General features: G+C 53.1%; 14 protein-coding genes. All 14 read left to right on the top strand.

All coding sequences use genetic code 11. The features are described from left to right. Nucleotides 1-183: 183 nt before the first annotated feature. The 14 genes from glcA to gspL all read left to right on the top strand — a co-directional run bounded on the left by glcA (nucleotide 184) and on the right by gspL (nucleotide 18,302). Complete coding sequence (gene glcA, locus EAS44_RS04600; protein ID WP_000259302.1) at nucleotides 184-1,866, top strand: glycolate permease GlcA; 1,683 nt, start codon at nucleotides 184-186, stop codon at nucleotides 1,864-1,866. Nucleotides 1,867-2,349: 483 nt separating this feature from the next. After that, nucleotides 2,350-6,912 carry a lipoprotein metalloprotease SslE gene (gene sslE, locus EAS44_RS04605; RefSeq protein ID WP_001034562.1) on the top strand — a complete coding sequence of 1,521 codons (4,563 nt, stop codon included), beginning with the start codon at nucleotides 2,350-2,352 and terminating at the stop codon, nucleotides 6,910-6,912. Between the two features lie 163 nt (nucleotides 6,913-7,075). After that, nucleotides 7,076-7,885: a prepilin peptidase PppA gene (gene pppA / locus EAS44_RS04615; RefSeq protein ID WP_000895874.1), complete on the top strand. Its 810-nt coding sequence runs from the start codon at nucleotides 7,076-7,078 to the stop codon at nucleotides 7,883-7,885. 65 nt (nucleotides 7,886-7,950) lie between these two features. Beyond that, on the top strand, nucleotides 7,951-8,361 hold the full coding sequence (gene gspS2, locus EAS44_RS04620) for a type II secretion system pilot lipoprotein GspS-beta (RefSeq protein WP_001298257.1): 411 nt from the start codon (nucleotides 7,951-7,953) through the stop codon (nucleotides 8,359-8,361). Between the two features lie 17 nt (nucleotides 8,362-8,378). Further along, nucleotides 8,379-9,338, top strand: coding sequence for a type II secretion system protein GspC (gene gspC / locus EAS44_RS04625; protein WP_001350730.1), 960 nt, complete (start codon nucleotides 8,379-8,381; stop codon nucleotides 9,336-9,338). 29 nt (nucleotides 9,339-9,367) lie between these two features. Continuing rightward, entirely contained in the window at nucleotides 9,368-11,428 is a 2,061-nt protein-coding gene (gspD, locus tag EAS44_RS04630) for a type II secretion system secretin GspD (RefSeq protein ID WP_001350731.1), read from the top strand. Beyond that, nucleotides 11,428-12,921 (top strand): type II secretion system ATPase GspE, encoded by a 1,494-nt coding sequence (gene gspE, locus EAS44_RS04635; protein ID WP_000249340.1) that lies wholly within the window; start codon nucleotides 11,428-11,430, stop codon nucleotides 12,919-12,921. Before gspD ends, gspE begins: the two co-directional genes overlap by 1 nt. After that, on the top strand, nucleotides 12,921-14,144 hold the full coding sequence (gspF, locus tag EAS44_RS04640) for a type II secretion system inner membrane protein GspF (protein WP_001173408.1): 1,224 nt from the start codon (nucleotides 12,921-12,923) through the stop codon (nucleotides 14,142-14,144). The genes gspE and gspF overlap by 1 nt, the downstream gene beginning before the upstream one ends. A gap of 16 nt (nucleotides 14,145-14,160) precedes the next feature. Then, entirely contained in the window at nucleotides 14,161-14,616 is a 456-nt protein-coding gene (gspG, locus tag EAS44_RS04645; RefSeq protein WP_001087289.1) for a type II secretion system major pseudopilin GspG, read from the top strand. Between the two features lie 3 nt (nucleotides 14,617-14,619). Continuing rightward, on the top strand, nucleotides 14,620-15,183 hold the full coding sequence (gene gspH / locus EAS44_RS04650) for a type II secretion system minor pseudopilin GspH (RefSeq protein ID WP_001115118.1): 564 nt from the start codon (nucleotides 14,620-14,622) through the stop codon (nucleotides 15,181-15,183). Further along, nucleotides 15,180-15,551 (top strand): type II secretion system minor pseudopilin GspI, encoded by a 372-nt coding sequence (gspI, locus tag EAS44_RS04655; protein WP_000820096.1) that lies wholly within the window; start codon nucleotides 15,180-15,182, stop codon nucleotides 15,549-15,551. The genes gspH and gspI overlap by 4 nt, the downstream gene beginning before the upstream one ends. Then, the gene (gspJ, locus tag EAS44_RS04660) at nucleotides 15,548-16,153 is read left to right on the top strand and encodes a type II secretion system minor pseudopilin GspJ (RefSeq protein WP_001331694.1); all 606 of its coding nucleotides are present in this window, start codon (nucleotides 15,548-15,550) and stop codon (nucleotides 16,151-16,153) included. Before gspI ends, gspJ begins: the two co-directional genes overlap by 4 nt. After that, nucleotides 16,150-17,127 carry a type II secretion system minor pseudopilin GspK gene (gene gspK / locus EAS44_RS04665; protein WP_000633202.1) on the top strand — a complete coding sequence of 326 codons (978 nt, stop codon included), beginning with the start codon at nucleotides 16,150-16,152 and terminating at the stop codon, nucleotides 17,125-17,127. Before gspJ ends, gspK begins: the two co-directional genes overlap by 4 nt. Further along, nucleotides 17,124-18,302 carry a type II secretion system protein GspL gene (gene gspL, locus EAS44_RS04670; protein ID WP_000097208.1) on the top strand — a complete coding sequence of 393 codons (1,179 nt, stop codon included), beginning with the start codon at nucleotides 17,124-17,126 and terminating at the stop codon, nucleotides 18,300-18,302. The genes gspK and gspL overlap by 4 nt, the downstream gene beginning before the upstream one ends.

Raw genomic sequence — 18,302 nt, forward strand, 5'->3', positions numbered from 1 at the left:
TGCGCCTGCGTGTGCGGAACAGAAACCCTTACCCGATATACTTGTTATACCAGAGGTAGCAATTGCGTTAGCGGCGTACTGTTGCTGTAAAGTATAACGCCTATATTTTACAGTTCAGTCCTCTTTTGCTTATTACAACCTTAAGTATATCAAGCATATAAAGATAATAAGAGACTGAACAATATGGTTACCTGGACCCAAATGTATATGCCGATGGGAGGACTGGGGCTATCCGCTCTGGTCGCCCTGATCCCAATAATATTCTTCTTCGTTGCACTCGCGGTATTACGTCTGAAAGGACATGTCGCTGGAGCAATAACCCTTATATTATCTATTCTGATTGCGATATTCGCCTTTAAAATGCCGATTGATATGGCATTTGCTGCTGCGGGCTATGGCTTTATTTATGGTTTATGGCCTATTGCGTGGATTATTGTCGCGGCGGTATTCCTGTATAAATTAACCGTTGCCAGCGGCCAGTTCGATATTATCCGCAGCTCGGTTATCTCCATCACCGACGATCAGCGTTTGCAGGTGTTACTGATTGGTTTCTCCTTTGGTGCGCTGCTGGAAGGGGCGGCTGGCTTTGGCGCACCGGTGGCGATTACCGGTGCTCTACTGGTGGGCCTGGGCTTCAAACCGCTATACGCGGCGGGGCTGTGTCTGATTGCCAACACTGCGCCGGTGGCGTTTGGTGCGTTGGGCGTGCCGATTCTGGTCGCCGGTCAGGTAACGGGAATCGATCCGTTCCACATTGGCGCAATGGCGGGACGTCAGTTACCGTTCCTGTCGGTTCTTGTGCCGTTCTGGCTGGTAGCAATGATGGACGGCTGGAAAGGGGTGAAAGAGACGTGGCCAGCGGCGCTGGTTGCAGGGGGAAGCTTCGCTGTCACTCAGTTCTTTACCTCTAACTATATTGGTCCGGAACTGCCGGATATTACTTCGGCGCTGGTGAGTATCGTCTCACTCGCTTTATTCCTTAAAGTCTGGCGGCCGAAAAATACCGAAACGGCAATCAGCATGGGACAATCCGCAGGTGCGATGGTGGTGAATAAACCATCTTCTGGCGGTCCCGTGCCTTCAGAATATAGTCTGGGGCAAATCATTCGTGCGTGGTCACCGTTTTTAATCTTAACGGTGCTGGTCACCATCTGGACCATGAAGCCGTTTAAAGCGTTATTTGCTCCGGGCGGCGCGTTTTATTCACTGGTGATTAATTTCCAGATCCCTCATTTGCATCAACAAGTGTTGAAAGCGGCACCCATTGTCGCCCAACCAACGCCAATGGACGCGGTGTTTAAATTCGACCCTCTCTCGGCTGGCGGCACCGCTATTTTTATTGCGGCGATTATCTCTATCTTCATCCTCGGCGTGGGCATCAAGAAAGGGATTGGCGTCTTTGCCGAAACGCTAATTAGTCTGAAGTGGCCGATATTGTCGATTGGCATGGTGCTGGCGTTCGCCTTCGTCACCAACTATTCCGGTATGTCCACCACGCTGGCGCTGGTACTGGCAGGTACAGGCGTGATGTTCCCGTTTTTCTCACCGTTTCTCGGCTGGCTGGGCGTATTCCTTACCGGCTCGGACACCTCCTCTAACGCCCTGTTTGGTTCACTGCAATCGACCACGGCGCAGCAAATCAACGTCTCTGACACCCTGCTGGTGGCAGCAAACACCAGCGGCGGCGTAACTGGCAAGATGATCTCCCCGCAATCTATCGCCGTGGCCTGCGCCGCGACGGGCATGGTGGGGCGAGAATCTGAACTGTTCCGCTACACCGTGAAGCACAGTCTGATTTTTGCCAGCGTTATCGGCATTATCACGCTGTTGCAGGCGTATGTGTTTACCGGGATGTTAGTTTCGTAAGTCAATAATGCCGGATGATCGTTAATATCATCCGGCTTCGTTTACATTATTCTGTCTTATTAATGGAAAATTATTTCCTGCTTTATTATCCATGCAGCAATAATGTTTTGCGTTCAGATAACATGCTAAATAATTAAAAGCGTGAGAACATCTATTTTTTATCACGCAAAACAAGTCTGTATTAATTATGTTCGCTTGATGAGCAAACTCCGTTCTATCTGTTGCTTTTGCAATCTTAATCGTTAAAACTACCAACAAATTTATATAGTTACGTTGTGAATGGTTGTTAATTTTTTGTTTGTTGAAATTTCGTAAAAATAACCATCCAGACATCGAATAGGGGTTATTCTTATAAATTTTACCTGTTTTTCTATCAATGATGCCGTTTTCTTAAGAATGGAGGAAGTTATTAAAGAAGATAAAGCATAAAACTATTTCCTCGGTTACGAATCTTTTAACTTTGTTTTGTCACTTGCGTTATTAATGAATAAGAAATTTAAATATAAGAAATCGCTTTTAGCGGCTATTTTAAGCGCAACCCTGTTAGCCGGTTGTGATGGTGGTGGTTCAGGATCGTCCTCCGATACGCCGTCTGTAGATTCTGGATCAGGGACTTTGCCGGAAGTGAAACCCGATCCAACACCAACCCCGGAGCCGACACCTGAGCCGACGCCGGACCCAGAACCTACGCCGGATCCAACACCTGATCCTGAGCCGACACCAGAACCGGAGCCAGAACCTGTTCCTACGAAAACGGGTTATCTGACCCTGGGCGGAAGCCAGCGGGTAACTGGTGCTACCTGTAATGGTGAATCCAGCGATGGCTTTACCTTTACGCCAGGCAATACCGTGAGTTGTGTGGTGGGCAGTACGACCATTGCAACATTCAACACCCAGTCAGAAGCTGCGCGTAGCCTGCGTGCGGTTGACAAAGTGTCGTTTAGCCTGGAGGACGCGCAGGAGCTGGCGAATTCTGAAAATAAGAAAACCAACGCCATCTCTCTGGTGACGTCCAGCGACAGTTGCCCCGCAGATGCAGAACAGCTTTGTCTTACTTTCTCGTCAGTGGTTGATCGCGCGCGATTTGAAAAACTGTATAAGCAAATTGATCTGGCAACAGACAATTTCAGCAAGCTGGTCAATGAAGAGGTGGAAAACAATGCTGCGACTGATAAAGCGCCGTCCACCCATACCTCAACGGTAGTGCCAGTCACGACAGAGGGAACAAAACCGGATCTGAACGCGTCCTTCGTGTCGGCTAACGCGGAACAGTTTTATCAGTATCAACCCACTGAAATCATTCTTTCCGAAGGCCAACTGGTGGATAGCCTGGGGAACGGTGTTGCTGGCGTTGACTACTACACCAATTCAGGCCGTGGCGTAACTGACGAAAACGGTAAATTTTCCTTTAGCTGGGGCGAAACCATCTCCTTTGGTATCGATACCTTTGAACTGGGCTCAGTACGTGGCAATAAGTCGACCATTGCGCTGACTGAATTGGGTGATGAAGTTCGCGGGGCAAATATCGATCAGCTCATTCATCGTTATTCGACGACTGGTCAAAATAATACTCGTGTTGTTCCGGACGATGTACGCAAGGTCTTTGCCGAATATCCCAACGTGATCAACGAGATAATCAATCTTTCGTTATCCAACGGTGCGACGCTGGATGAAGGCGATCAAAACGTTGTGCTGCCTAACGAATTTATCGAGCAGTTTAAGACGGGTCAGGCCAAAGAGATCGATACCGCGATTTGTGCGAAAACCGACGGTTGTAACGAGGCTCGCTGGTTCTCGCTGACAACGCGCAATGTTAATGACGGCCAGATTCAGGGCGTTATTAACAAGCTGTGGGGCGTGGATACGAACTATCAGTCTGTCAGCAAGTTCCACGTCTTCCATGACTCTACCAACTTCTATGGCAGCACCGGTAACGCGCGCGGTCAGGCGGTGGTAAATATCTCCAACTCGGCATTCCCGATTCTGATGGCGCGTAATGATAAAAACTACTGGCTGGCGTTTGGCGAAAAACGCGCCTGGGATAAAAATGAGCTGGCGTACATTACGGAAGCGCCTTCCATTGTGCAGCCAGAGAACGTTACGCGCGATACTGCGACTTTCAACCTGCCGTTTATTTCGCTGGGGCAAGTCGGTGAAGGCAAACTGATGGTTATCGGTAACCCGCACTACAACAGCATCCTGCGTTGCCCGAACGGTTACAGTTGGGGCGGTGGTGTTAATAGTAAAGGTGAGTGTACGCTCAGCGGTGATTCTGATGACATGAAGCACTTTATGCAGAACGTACTGCGCTACTTGTCAAATGACATCTGGCAGCCAAATACCAAGAGCATCATGACTGTCGGCACCAACCTGGAGAACGTTTATTTCAAAAAAGCGGGCCAGGTATTGGGAAATAGTGCACCATTTGCTTTCCATGAGGATTTCACTGGTATCACGGTTAAACAGTTGACCAGCTATGGCGATCTGAATCCGGAAGAGATTCCGTTGCTGATCCTCAACGGCTTTGAATATGTGACTCAGTGGTCTGGCGATCCCTATGCTGTGCCTCTGCGTGCAGATACCAGCAAACCGAAGCTGACTCAGCAGGATGTGACCGATCTGATCGCTTATCTGAACAAAGGTGGCTCGGTGCTGATCATGGAAAACGTGATGAGCAATCTTAAGGAAGAGAGCGCGTCCAGTTTTGTGCGTCTGCTGGATGCCGCGGGTCTGTCAATGGCTCTGAACAAATCGGTGGTGAACAACGATCCGCAAGGGTATCCGGATCGCGTTCGTCAGCGTCGCGCGACTGGCATTTGGGTTTATGAACGTTATCCTGCTGCAGACGGCGCGCAACCGCCGTACACCATCGACCCAAATACAGGGGAAGTGACCTGGAAATACCAGCAAGACAACAAGCCTGATGACAAGCCGAAACTGGAAGTTGCGAGCTGGCAGGAGGAAGTTGAGGGCAAACAGGTAACGCGTTATGCCTTTATTGATGAAGCGGAATACACAACAGAAGAATCTCTGGAAGCGGCAAAGGCAAAAATCTTTGAGAAGTTTCCTGGGTTACAGGAGTGTAAGGACTCGACTTACCATTACGAGATTAACTGTTTGGAGCGCCGCCCAGGCACGGATGTTCCGGTAACAGGTGGCATGTATGTTCCGCGCTATACGCAACTGAATCTTGACGCCGACACCGCGAAAGCGATGGTGCAGGCGGCGGATTTAGGCACCAACATTCAGCGCCTGTATCAGCATGAGCTTTATTTCCGTACCAAAGGCAGTAAAGGTGAGCGTCTGAACAGTGTTGATCTGGAACGTCTGTACCAGAACATGTCGGTCTGGCTGTGGAACGATACGAAATATCGTTACGAAGAGGGCAAGGAAGATGAGCTGGGCTTTAAAACGTTCACCGAGTTCCTGAACTGCTACGCCAATGATGCCTATGCAGGCGGCACCAAGTGCTCCGCAGATCTGAAAAAATCGCTGGTCGATAACAACATGATCTACGGTGACGGTAGCAGCAAAGCGGGCATGATGAACCCAAGCTATCCGCTCAACTATATGGAAAAACCGCTGACGCGTCTGATGCTGGGCCGTTCCTGGTGGGATCTGAACATTAAGGTTGATGTGGAGAAGTACCCAGGATCCGTATCGGCAAAGGGTGAGAGCGTTACGGAAAACATCAGCCTGTACTCGAATCCGACCAAATGGTTTGCGGGTAACATGCAGTCAACCGGCCTGTGGGCACCGGCCCAGCAGGACGTCACCATTAAGTCTTCGGCGTCAGTCCCAGTGACTGTTACCGTGGCGCTGGCTGACGACCTGACTGGACGTGAGAAGCATGAAGTTGCGCTGAACCGTCCGCCAAGAGTGACTAAAACGTATACTCTGGAGGCTAACGGTGAAGTGACCTTCAAGGTGCCTTATGGTGGTCTGATTTATATCAAGGGCGACAGTAAGGATGATGTTTCTGCTAACTTCACCTTTACCGGTGTAGTAAAAGCGCCGTTCTATAAAGACGGCGAATGGAAAAACGATCTGGACTCACCGGCGCCGCTGGGCGAGCTGGAGTCTGCGTCGTTCGTCTATACCACGCCGAAGAAGAACCTTGAGGCCAGCAATTTCACTGGTGGTGTAGCAGAATTCGCTAAAGATCTGGATACCTTTGCCAGCTCGATGAATGACTTCTACGGTCGTAATGATGAAGACGGTAAGCACCGGATGTTTACCTATAAAAACTTGACGGGGCACAAGCATCGTTTCACCAACGATGTGCAGATCTCCATCGGTGATGCGCACTCGGGTTATCCGGTAATGAACAGCAGCTTCTCGACGAACAGCACCACGCTGCCGACGACGCCGCTGAACGACTGGCTGATTTGGCACGAAGTCGGTCATAACGCTGCAGAAACACCGCTGAACGTACCGGGTGCAACTGAAGTGGCGAACAACGTGCTGGCGCTGTACATGCAGGATCGCTATCTCGGTAAGATGAACCGTGTCGCTGACGACATTACCGTCGCGCCGGAATATCTGGACGAGAGCAACGGTCAGGCCTGGGCGCGCGGCGGTGCGGGTGACCGTCTGCTGATGTACGCACAGTTGAAGGAGTGGGCAGAGGAAAACTTTGATATCAAACAGTGGTATCCAGATGGTGAGCTGCCTAAGTTCTACAGCGATCGTAAAGGGATGAAGGGCTGGAACCTGTTCCAGTTGATGCACCGTAAAGCGCGCGGCGATGATGTTGGTAACAGCACCTTTGGTGGCAAGAATTACTGTGCTGAATCCAATGGTAACGCTGCCGACACGCTGATGCTGTGTGCATCCTGGGTCGCTCAGGCGGATCTTTCGGAATTCTTTAAGAAATGGAATCCGGGTGCAAGTGCTTACCAGTTGCCGGGAGCAACGGAGATGAGTTTCCAGGGCGGTGTGAGCTCTTCGGCTTACAGCACGCTGGCGTCACTCAAGCTGCCGAAACCGGAAAAAGGGCCGGAAACCATTAACAAGGTTACCGAGCATAAGATGTCTGCCGAGTAAGCCTGTAGGCCGGATAAGGCGTTCACGCCGCATCCGGCATGATATAAGGCGCATCGGGTCAACACATATGCCCGATGCGCCAGCTTATCGGGCCTGGAGGAAAGCCATATGGCATACACCCGCAGGCCCGCATCCGGCAAGTTACAACAAACAACCTTTAACCATGCTTTTTGATGTTTTTCAGCAATACCCCGCGGCGATGCCCATACTGGCAACCGTCGGAGGATTGATCATCGGCAGTTTTTTGAATGTGGTGATTTGGCGTTACCCCATCATGCTGCGCCAACAAATGGCGGAGTTTCATGGTGAAACGCCGAGTACGCAGTCAAAAATAAGCCTTGCGCTACCGCGTTCGCACTGTCCGCATTGCCAGCAGACTATCCGCGTTCGTGACAATATTCCGCTGCTCTCCTGGCTGATGCTCAAAGGGCGCTGCCGCGACTGTCAGGCGAAAATCAGCAAGCGTTATCCGCTGGTTGAGTTATTGACAGCACTCGCTTTTTTGCTGGCGAGTCTGGTGTGGCCAGAAAGTGGATGGGGGCTGGCGGTGATGATATTATCCGCGTGGCTGATTGCCGCGAGCATCATCGACCTCGACAACCAATGGCTGCCCGATGTTTTTACTCAGGGCGTATTGTGGACAGGACTGATTGCGGCATGGGCGCAGCAGAGTCCGTTAACGCTACAAGACGCAGTCACCGGCGTTCTGGTGGGGTTTATCACTTTTTACTCCCTGCGCTGGATAGCCGGAATAGTTCTGCGTAAAGAAGCATTAGGCATGGGCGATGTATTACTCTTCGCTGCGTTAGGTGGATGGGTGGGGCCGTTGTCGTTACCCAATGTGGCTTTAATCGCATCATGCTGCGGTCTGATATATGCCGTTATTACAAAAAGAGGATCAACCACACTGCCTTTTGGACCGTGTTTAAGTCTGGGCGGTATAGCAACACTTTATCTACAGGCATTGTTTTAATGATAACCACGTCATTATCAAAGTGACATTTTAACTCTTATTAATAACCTTAGAGATTATTTACCATGTCGATAAAACAGATGCCAGGGAGGGTATTAATATCGCTATTGTTGAGCGTTACAGGATTATTAAGTGGCTGCGCCAGCCATAATGAAAACGCCAGTTTACTGGCGAAAAAACAGGCGCAAAATATCAGCCAAAACCTGCCGATTAAATCTGCGGGATATACCTTAGTGCTGGCGCAAAGTAGTGGCACGACGGTAAAAATGACCATTATCAGCGAATCGGGTACTCAGACCACGCAGACACCTGACGCCTTTTTAACCAGCTATCAACGACAAATGTGCGCTGACCCAACGGTGAAATTAATGATCACCGAGGGAATTAATTACAGCATAACGATTAATGATACACGTACAGGTAACCAGTATCAGCGGAAACTGGATCGTACCACCTGTGGAATAGTCAAAGCATAACGTCGGGTAGATATAAATTGGCGCGGGTTGTTTTTCGTGACGCACGAATTTATCTCATTCAATGGCTGACTAAAATTCGTCACATTCTTAGCCAGAGACAATCTCTTAATACAGACAAAGAGCATCTGCGAAAAATGGTGCGCGGGATGTTCTGGCTCATGCTGCTTATTATTTCTGCAAAAATGGCGTATTCACTCTGGCGCTATTTCTCCTTTTCTGCGGAATATACGGCGGTTTCCTCATCGGTGAATAAACCGCTCCGTGCGGATGCAAAACCGTTCGATAAAAATGACGTGCAATTAGTCAGCCAACAAAACTGGTTTGGCAAATATCAACCCGTCGCCGCACCGGTAAAACAACCTGAATCTGCGCCTGTGGCAGAAACGCGTCTTAATGTGGTGCTGCGTGGGATCGCCTTTGGTGCCAGACCCGGCGTGGTGATTGAAGAAGGCGGCAAACAGCAGGTCTATTTGCAGGGTGAACGGCTTGGCTCTCACAACGCAGTGATTGAGGAAATCAACCGCGACCATGTGATGCTGCGCTATCAGGGGAAAATGGAACGTCTGAGTCTGGCAGAGGAGGAACGCCCCCCTGTGGCGGTGACCAGCAAAAAAGCCGCCAGCGACGAAGCAAAGCAAGCTGTTGCTGAACCTGTCGTCAGTGCGCCAGTGGAGATCCCGGCTGCCGTGCGTCAGGCACTGGCGAAAGATCCGCAGAAAATTTTTAACTATATCCAGCTTACGCCTGTGCGTAAGGAGGGAATTGTCGGTTATGCAGTGAAGCCGGGGGCAGATCGTTCTCTGTTCGATGCCAGCGGTTTCAGGGAAGGCGATATCGCCATTGCGCTAAATCAGCAGGATTTCACTGATCCACGAGCAATGATTGCTCTGATGCGGCAGTTACCTTCAATGGATTCCATTCAACTTACGGTTTTACGCAAGGGTGCGCGCTACGACATTTCCATCGCACTGCGCTAACCGCATTTAATCCAGGAGAATCATTCATCGTGTTTTGGCGTGATATGACGTTGTCTATCTGGCGTAAGAAGACAACTGGCCTCAAAACAAAAAAGCGTTTACTGCCGCTGATGCTGGCAGCGGCATTGTGTAGTTCACCGGTCTGGGCGGAAGAAGCCACTTTCACCGCTAATTTTAAAGATACCGACCTGAAATCGTTCATCGAAACCGTCGGCGCTAACCTTAATAAAACCATCATTATGGGGCCGGGCGTTCAGGGGAAAGTGAGTATTCGCACTATGACTCCGCTCAATGAACGCCAGTATTACCAGTTATTCCTTAACCTGCTGGAAGCACAGGGGTATGCGGTCGTACCGATGGAAAACGACGTGCTGAAGGTGGTGAAATCAAGCGCCGCGAAAGTCGAGCCGCTGCCGCTGGTCGGTGAAGGCAGTGACAACTACGCGGGCGATGAAATGGTCACCAAAGTCGTGCCGGTACGCAATGTGTCGGTACGCGAGCTGGCACCGATTCTGCGCCAGATGATTGACAGCGCAGGCTCAGGCAACGTTGTTAATTACGATCCCTCCAACGTGATTATGCTTACCGGACGCGCCTCCGTTGTGGAGCGCCTGACGGAAGTGATCCAGCGCGTGGATCACGCGGGTAATCGCACCGAAGAGGTGATCCCGCTGGATAACGCCTCAGCCTCGGAAATTGCCCGCGTGCTGGAAAGCCTGACCAAAAACAGCGGCGAGAACCAGCCAGCAACGCTGAAATCTCAAATTGTCGCCGATGAACGCACCAACAGCGTGATTGTCAGTGGTGACCCCGCCACGCGAGACAAAATGCGCCGTCTGATCCGTCGGCTGGATTCAGAAATGGAGCGCAGCGGCAACAGCCAGGTGTTCTATCTCAAATACAGCAAAGCCGAAGATCTGGTCGATGTGCTGAAGCAGGTCAGCGGTACGCTCACGGCGGCTAAAGAAGAGGCGGAAGGCACAGTTGGTAGCGGGCGTGAGGTTGTCTCCATCGCCGCCAGCAAACACAGTAATGCCCTGATTGTTACTGCGCCGCAGGACATTATGCAGTCGCTGCAAAGCGTGATTGAACAACTGGATATTCGCCGTGCTCAGGTGCATGTCGAGGCGTTAATCGTGGAAGTTGCCGAAGGCAGCAATATCAACTTCGGCGTGCAGTGGGGGTCAAAAGATGCCGGATTAATGCAGTTTGCCAACGGTACGCAAATCCCTATTGGTACGCTGGGGGCAGCGATTTCTGCAGCCAAGCCGCAGAAAGGTTCCACGGTGATCAGCGAAAACGGTGCTACCACCATAAATCCGGATACTAACGGCGATCTCTCCACGCTCGCTCAGCTTCTTTCTGGCTTTAGCGGTACGGCGGTTGGCGTGGTGAAAGGCGACTGGATGGCGCTGGTACAGGCGGTCAAAAACGACTCCAGCTCGAACGTGCTCTCCACGCCGAGTATCACCACGCTGGACAACCAGGAAGCCTTCTTCATGGTGGGCCAGGACGTTCCGGTATTAACCGGCTCTACCGTTGGTTCCAATAACAGCAATCCTTTCAATACGGTAGAGAGGAAAAAAGTCGGCATCATGCTGAAAGTCACGCCGCAGATTAACGAAGGTAACGCGGTACAGATGGTGATTGAGCAGGAAGTCTCGAAAGTGGAAGGGCAGACCAGTCTCGATGTCGTGTTTGGCGAGCGCAAACTGAAAACCACCGTGCTGGCTAACGATGGTGAGCTGATCGTGCTTGGCGGTCTGATGGACGACCAGGCGGGAGAAAGCGTGGCGAAAGTGCCGCTGCTGGGCGATATCCCAGTGATTGGTAACCTGTTTAAATCGACGGCGGATAAAAAAGAAAAACGTAACCTGATGGTGTTTATCCGCCCGACCATTTTGCGTGACGGTATGGCGGCAGACGGCGTGTCGCAGCGCAAATATAACTACATGCGCGCTGAGCAAATCTACCGCGATGAGCAAGGCTTAAGCCTGATGCCGCACACCGCGCAGCCGATATTGCCAGCGCAAAATCAGGCCTTACCGCCGGAAGTACGCGCGTTCCTCAATGCCGGGAGAACGCGTTAATGGTGCCTGTAGCACAGGAAACCACCGCTAACACCGTGCGTCTGCCCTACAGTTTCAGCCGTCGGTTTAGCCTGGTGGCATGGTGCGAAGCGTCGCTGGAGATCCTCCATGTTCATCCGTTGTCGCTCTCTGTTTTGCAGGAGCTACAACGGGGGCTGAACGCGCCCTTTACGCTGCGGCAAATCGACGAGGCCGAATTTGAACAGCGGCTGAATGCGGTCTGGCAGCGGGACTCTTCCGAAGCTCGCCAGCTGATGGAAGATCTCGGTTCCGCCGAGGACTTTTTTACCCTCGCTGAAGAACTGCCGGAAACGGAAGATCTGCTGGAAAGTGACGACGATGCGCCGATCATCAAACTGATCAACGCCATGCTGGCAGAGGCAATCAAAGAAGGCGCTTCGGATATCCACATTGAGACGTTTGAAAAGAGTCTGGTGATCCGTTTTCGTGTTGACGGCACATTACATGAAATGTTGCGCCCCGGTCGTAAACTGGCCTCGCTGCTGGTCTCGCGTATCAAGGTGATGGCGCGACTGGATATTGCCGAAAAGCGCGTACCGCAGGATGGCCGTATTGCGTTGCTGCTGGGCGGTCGGGCGATTGACGTCCGTGTATCTACCATGCCTTCCGCCTGGGGAGAACGGGTGGTGCTGCGACTGCTGGACAAAAACCAGGCTCGCCTGACGCTGGAGCGTCTGGGTTTAAGTCTCGAACTGACTGCGCAGTTGCGCCAGCTGTTACACAAACCGCACGGCATTTTTCTGGTGACGGGGCCGACCGGTTCCGGCAAAAGCACCACGCTGTACGCTGGATTGCAGGAGCTGAACAACCACTCGCGTAACATTCTCACGGTTGAAGACCCTATCGAATACATGATTGAAGGGATCGGTCAGACGCAGGTTAACACCCGCGTCGGCATGACATTCGCCCGTGGCCTGCGCGCAATTTTGCGTCAGGACCCGGATGTGGTGATGGTCGGTGAAATCCGCGATACCGAAACCGCAGAAATCGCTGTTCAGGCTTCACTGACCGGACACCTGGTACTTTCCACGCTGCATACCAACACAGCGGTGGGGGCGATCACACGTTTGCAGGATATGGGCGTGGAGCCTTTCCTGCTCTCTTCCAGTCTGACGGGCGTGATGGCGCAGCGACTGGTCCGCACGCTGTGCTCCGACTGCCGTCAGGCCGCGCCTGCCACCGACGAAGAAAAACGTCTTATGGGGATCTCCGATACGCATGCCGTCACGCTGTACCATCCGCAGGGCTGCCCCGCCTGTAATCACAAAGGTTTTCGCGGACGTACTGCCATCCATGAACTGATTGTGGTGGACGCCACATTGCGTGATTTGATCCACCGTCAGGCCGGGGAACTGGAGCTGGAACGTTATGTCCGGCAACACTCTGCGGGTATCCGCAGTAACGGCATTGAGAAAGTGCTCGCCGGAGAAACCTCTCTCGATGAAGTTCTGCGGGTAACCATGGAGGCGTAATGGCACTGTTTTACTATCAGGCGCTGGAGCGTAATGGTCGCAAAACCAAAGGCATGATTGAGGCGGATTCCGCGCGTCATGCCCGTCAATTGTTACGCGGTAAAGACCTCATTCCCGTGCACATTGAAGCCCGGATGAATGCATCGGCAGGGGGATTGTTGCAGCGTCGGCGGCACGCACATCGTCGCGTGGCGACGGCAGATCTGGCGCTGTTCACTCGTCAACTGGCAACGCTGGTGCAGGCAGCAATGCCGCTGGAAACCTGCTTACAGGCGGTCAGTGAGCAAAGCGAAAAACTGCATGTAAAAAGCCTCGGAATGGCGCTGCGCAGCCGGATTCAGGAAGGTTATACCCTGTCGGACAGCCTGCGCGAACATCCCCGCGTCTTTGACTCCCTGTTTTGTTCGATGGTCGCTGCCGGAGAAAAATCCGGACATCTCGACGTGGTGCTCAATCGCCTGGCGGATTACACCGAACAGCGGCAGCGTCTGAAATCACGCCTGCTGCAGGCCATGCTCTATCCGCTGGTTCTGCTGGTGGTGGCAACGGGCGTAGTCACTATTTTGCTGACGGCAGTGGTGCCGAAAATTATCGAACAGTTTGATCATCTCGGACACGCGCTACCCGCCTCCACCCGAATGCTCATCGCTATGAGCGACGCGTTACAGGCCAGCGGCGTGTACTGGCTGGCGGGTTTGCTGGGGCTTCTGGTGCTGGGGCAACGGTTACTCAAAAATCCTGCGATGCGCCTGCGCTGGGATAAAACCTTGCTGCGCCTGCCCGTGACGGGGCGTGTTGCGCGCGGACTGAATACGGCGCGTTTTTCCCGCACGTTAAGCATCCTCACCGCCAGCAGTGTTCCGCTGTTGGAAGGCATTCAGACCGCCGCCGCCGTGTCGGCAAATCGTTATGTCGAGCAACAACTGCTGCTGGCGGCAGATCGCGTCCGCGAAGGAAGCAGCCTGCGCGCCGCGCTGGCGGATCTGCGCCTGTTTCCACCGATGATGCTGTACATGATCGCCTCCGGCGAACAGAGCGGCGAGCTGGAAACCATGCTTGAACAGGCCGCGGTCAACCAGGAACGGGAATTTGATACACAGGTGGGGCTGGCGTTAGGGCTGTTTGAGCCGGCGCTGGTGGTGATGATGGCGGGTGTGGTGCTGTTTATCGTCATCGCCATCCTCGAACCGATGCTGCAACTGAACAATATGGTTGGAATGTAATTTACGGAGTTATCACATGAATTCGTTATCCCGCACACAAAAACCACGGGCAGGTTTTACCCTGCTGGAAGTGATGGTGGTGATTGTTATTCTTGGCGTCCTGGCAAGTCTGGTAGTGCCTAACCTGCTGGGCAACAAAGAGAAAGCCGATCGGCAAAAAGCCATCAGCGATATCGTGGCGCTGGAAAACGCACTGGATATGTACCGACTGGATAACGGGCGTTATCCGACCACCGAACAGGGACTGGAGGCGCTGATCCAGCAGCCAGCCAATATGGCGGACGCCCGCAACTACCGTACCGGTGGATACATCAAACGACTGCCAAAAGATCCGTGGGGCAATGATTATCAGTATCTCAGCCCGGGTGAAAAAGGGCTGTTTGATGTTTATACCCTGGGAGCAGATGGTCAGGAAAACGGGGAGGGCGCTGGCGCAGATATCGGTAACTGGAATTTGCAGGAGTTTCAGTAATCAGTGCCTGAACGCGGATTCACACTTCTGGAAATCATGCTGGTGATTTTCCTTATCGGCCTTGCCAGTGCGGGCGTGGTACAGACGTTTGCGACCGCTTCAGAGCCGCCTGCGAAAAAAGCGGCGCAGGATTTTCTGACTCGCTTTGCGCAGTTTAAGGACAGGGCAGTGATCGAAGGGCAAACACTCGGTGTGCTAATCGACCCGCCAGGTTACCAGTTTATGCAGCGTCGTCACGGGCAATGGTTGCCCGTTTCTGCGACCCGGTTATCGGCACAGGTTACGGTGCCGAAACAGGTGCAGATGCTGTTACAACCCGGCAGTGATATCTGGCAGAAGGAATATGCGCTGGAGCTGCAGCGTCGTCGCCTGACGCTGCACGATATTGAACTGGAGCTGCAAAAAGAGGCGAAAAAGAAGACGCCGCAGATCCGTTTTTCGCCTTTTGAACCCGCCACGCCGTTTACGCTGCGCTTCTACTCGGCGGCGCAAAACGCATGTTGGGCGGTAAAGCTGGCGCACGATGGCGCGTTATCCCTCAATCAATGTGATGAGAGGATGCCATGAAGCGCGGATTTACCTTGCTGGAAGTGATGCTCGCGCTGGCGATTTTTGCGCTGGCTGCCATGGCGGTGTTACAGATTGCCAGCGGTACGCTGAGTAATCAGCAAATCCTTGAGGAGAAAACGGTAGCGGGCTGGGTAGCTGAAAACCAGACTGCGCTGCTTTACCTGATGACCCGTGAACAACGAGCGGTCAGGCACCAGGGCGAGAGTGATATGGCAGGAAGCCGCTGGTACTGGCGAACGATCCCTCTGAATACCGGTAACGTGCTGCTCCAGGCGGTGGATATTGAAGTCAGTCTTCATGACGACTTTTCGCCAGTGATTCAGTCAAGACGCGCCTGGTTTAGCGCCGTGGGAGGCCAACAGTGAGAAGGGCTCGCGCTGGTTTCACGTTACTGGAAATGCTGGTGGCGATAGCCATTTTTGCCTCACTGGCACTGATGGCGCAGCAGGTGACAAACGGCGTTACACGCGTGAATAGCGCCGTCGCCGGACACGATCAAAAACTAAACCTCATGCAGCAAACGATGAGTTTTCTGACCCACGATCTGACACAAATGATGCCGCGTCCGGTAAGAGGCGATCAGGGCCAGCGTGAACCAGCGTTACTGGCGGGCGCTGGCGTTCTGGTGTCTGAGAGTGGAGGAATGCGTTTTGTGCGCGGCGGTGTGGTTAACCCGTTGATGCGTCTGCCACGCAGCAATCTGCTCACCGTCGGTTACCGCATTCATGACGGTTATCTCGAACGGTTAGCCTGGCCACTGACCGATGCGGCAGGCAGCGTGAAGCCAACAACGCAAAAATTAATCCCGGCGGATTCGCTCCGTTTGCAGTTCTACGACGGCACGCGCTGGCAGGAGAGCTGGTCATCAGTGCAGGCGATTCCTGTGGCAGTACGCATAACCCTGCATTCGCCACAATGGGGCGAAATTGAACGCATCTGGTTGTTACGCGGGCCGCAATTATCATGATCACCTCACCACCAAAACGCGGAATGGCACTGGTCGTGGTGCTGGTATTGCTGGCGGTTATGATGCTGGTGACCATCACGCTTTCCGGGCGGATGCAGCAACAACTTGGGCGAACGCGCAGCCAGCAGGAGTACCAGCAGGCGCTGTGGTACAGCGCCAGTGCAGAAAGCCTGGCGCTGAGCGCGCTCAGTCTGAGCCTGAAAAATGAAAAGCGTGTGCATCTGGCACAACCGTGGGCTTCTGGCCCGCGTTTTTTCCCACTGCCGCAGGGGCAAATTGCCGTCACTCTGCGTGACGCACAGGCCTGCTTTAACCTGAATGCCCTCGCTCAGCCGACGACGGCGTCGCGTCCGCTCGCGGTACAACAACTGATTGCCCTGATCTCGCGCCTCGATGTGCCTGCTTATCGGGCCGAACTGATAGCCGAAAGCCTGTGGGAGTTTATTGACGAAGACCGCAGCGTGCAGACGCGTCTGGGTCGTGAAGACAGCGAGTATCTCGCCCGCTCGGTGCCGTTCTACGCCGCTAATCAACCGCTGGCTGATATCAGCGAGATGCGCGTGGTGCAGGGAATGGACGCCGGGCTTTATCAAAAACTGAAACCGTTGGTCTGTGCGCTGCCGATGGCCCGCCAGCAAATCAACATCAATACATTAGATGTCACGCAAAGTGTGATTCTTGAGGCGCTGTTTGACCCGTGGTTAAGCCCTGTTCAGGCGCGGGCATTATTACAACAACGTCCGGCGAAGGGCTGGGAAGATGTCGATCAGTTTCTTGCTCAGCCGCTACTTGCAGACGTCGATGAGCGTACTAAAAAACAGCTAAAAACCATCCTGAGCGTGGACAGCAATTACTTCTGGCTGCGTTCAGATATCACCGTGAATGAGATTGAACTGACGATGAATTCGTTAATTGTCCGCATGGGCCCACAACACTTTTCTGTTCTCTGGCATCAGACAGGAGAAAGTGAGTGAGTTCCATGCTTGAGATTTTTTTCCCGCTTTGCGCCGCTGATCCCATCCGTTGGCAGCGCCATACACCCGACGTGGAGCACGGTATCTGGCCTGACGTTGCTGACGAACGTCTCCAGCAATGGCTGCAAACTGATGCGATTCGACTCTACATTCCTGGCGAATGGATCAGCGTCTGGCAGGTTGAACTGCCTGATGTGCCCCGCAAGCAGATACCGACGATTCTGCCCGCCTTGCTGGAAGAAGAGCTGAACCAGGATATCGATGAACTGCATTTCGCCCCGTTGAAAATCGACCAGCAACTGGCAACCGTAGCTGTGATTCACCAGCAGCATATGCGCAACATTGCGCAGTGGTTGCAGGCAAACGGCATCACCCGCGCTACCGTCGCGCCGGACTGGATGTCCATTCCTTGTGGGTTTATGGCTGGCGATGCGCAACGGGTTATCTGCCGCATCGATGAATGCCGGGGATGGAGCGCCGGGCGGGCGCTGGCTCCGGTCATGTTCCGCGCACAGCTCAATGAGCAGAATTTACCGATTTCACTAACTGTGGTCGGCATTGCACCGGAAGAACTGTCTGCATGGGCTGGTGCGGACGCCGAACGCCTGACCGTTACGGCTCTGCCCGCCATTACCACTTATGGCGAATCGGAAGGGAACCTGCTAACAGGGCCGTGGCAGCCTCGTGTCAGCTACCGAAAACAGTGGGCGCGCTGGCGGGTGATGATTCTGCCGATATTGCTGATTCTGGTTGCGCTGGTAGTGGAACGGGGCGTGACGTTATGGAGCGTCAGCGAACAGGTGGCGCAAAGCCGCACCCAGGCGGAAAAAAAGTTCTTAACACTGTTCCCGGAGCAGAAGCGGATTGTGAATTTGCGTTCCCAGGTGACGATGGCGCTGAAAAAATATCGCCCGCAGGCCGATGATACCCGGCTGCTCGCCGAGTTGTCAGCGATAGCCAGCACCCTGAAATCAGCATCACTTTCCGACATCGAAATGCGTGGTTTCACCTTTGATCAAAAACGCCAGACGCTCCACCTTCAGTTGCGGGCCGCGAACTTTGCCAGTTTCGACAAACTGCGTAGCGCACTGGCGGCAGATTATGTTGTGCAACAGGACGCGTTACAGAAAGAGGGTGATGCGGTTTCCGGCGGCGTAACGTTGCGGAGGAAATAA

Source organism: Escherichia coli DSM 30083 = JCM 1649 = ATCC 11775 (assembly GCF_003697165.2).
Taxonomy (GTDB): Bacteria; Pseudomonadota; Gammaproteobacteria; order Enterobacterales; family Enterobacteriaceae; genus Escherichia; species Escherichia coli.

Coding starts and splice junctions, on each gene's coding strand:
- pppA (WP_000895874.1), top strand. CDS start 7,076: ATGCTTTTTGATGTTTTTCAGCAATACCCCGCGGCGATGCCCATACTG.
- gspS2 (WP_001298257.1), top strand. CDS start 7,951: ATGTCGATAAAACAGATGCCAGGGAGGGTATTAATATCGCTATTGTTG.
- gspE (WP_000249340.1), top strand. CDS start 11,428: ATGGTGCCTGTAGCACAGGAAACCACCGCTAACACCGTGCGTCTGCCC.
- gspF (WP_001173408.1), top strand. CDS start 12,921: ATGGCACTGTTTTACTATCAGGCGCTGGAGCGTAATGGTCGCAAAACC.
- gspG (WP_001087289.1), top strand. CDS start 14,161: ATGAATTCGTTATCCCGCACACAAAAACCACGGGCAGGTTTTACCCTG.
- gspK (WP_000633202.1), top strand. CDS start 16,150: ATGATCACCTCACCACCAAAACGCGGAATGGCACTGGTCGTGGTGCTG.
- sslE (WP_001034562.1), top strand. CDS start 2,350: ATGAATAAGAAATTTAAATATAAGAAATCGCTTTTAGCGGCTATTTTA.
- gspI (WP_000820096.1), top strand. CDS start 15,180: ATGAAGCGCGGATTTACCTTGCTGGAAGTGATGCTCGCGCTGGCGATT.
- glcA (WP_000259302.1), top strand. CDS start 184: ATGGTTACCTGGACCCAAATGTATATGCCGATGGGAGGACTGGGGCTA.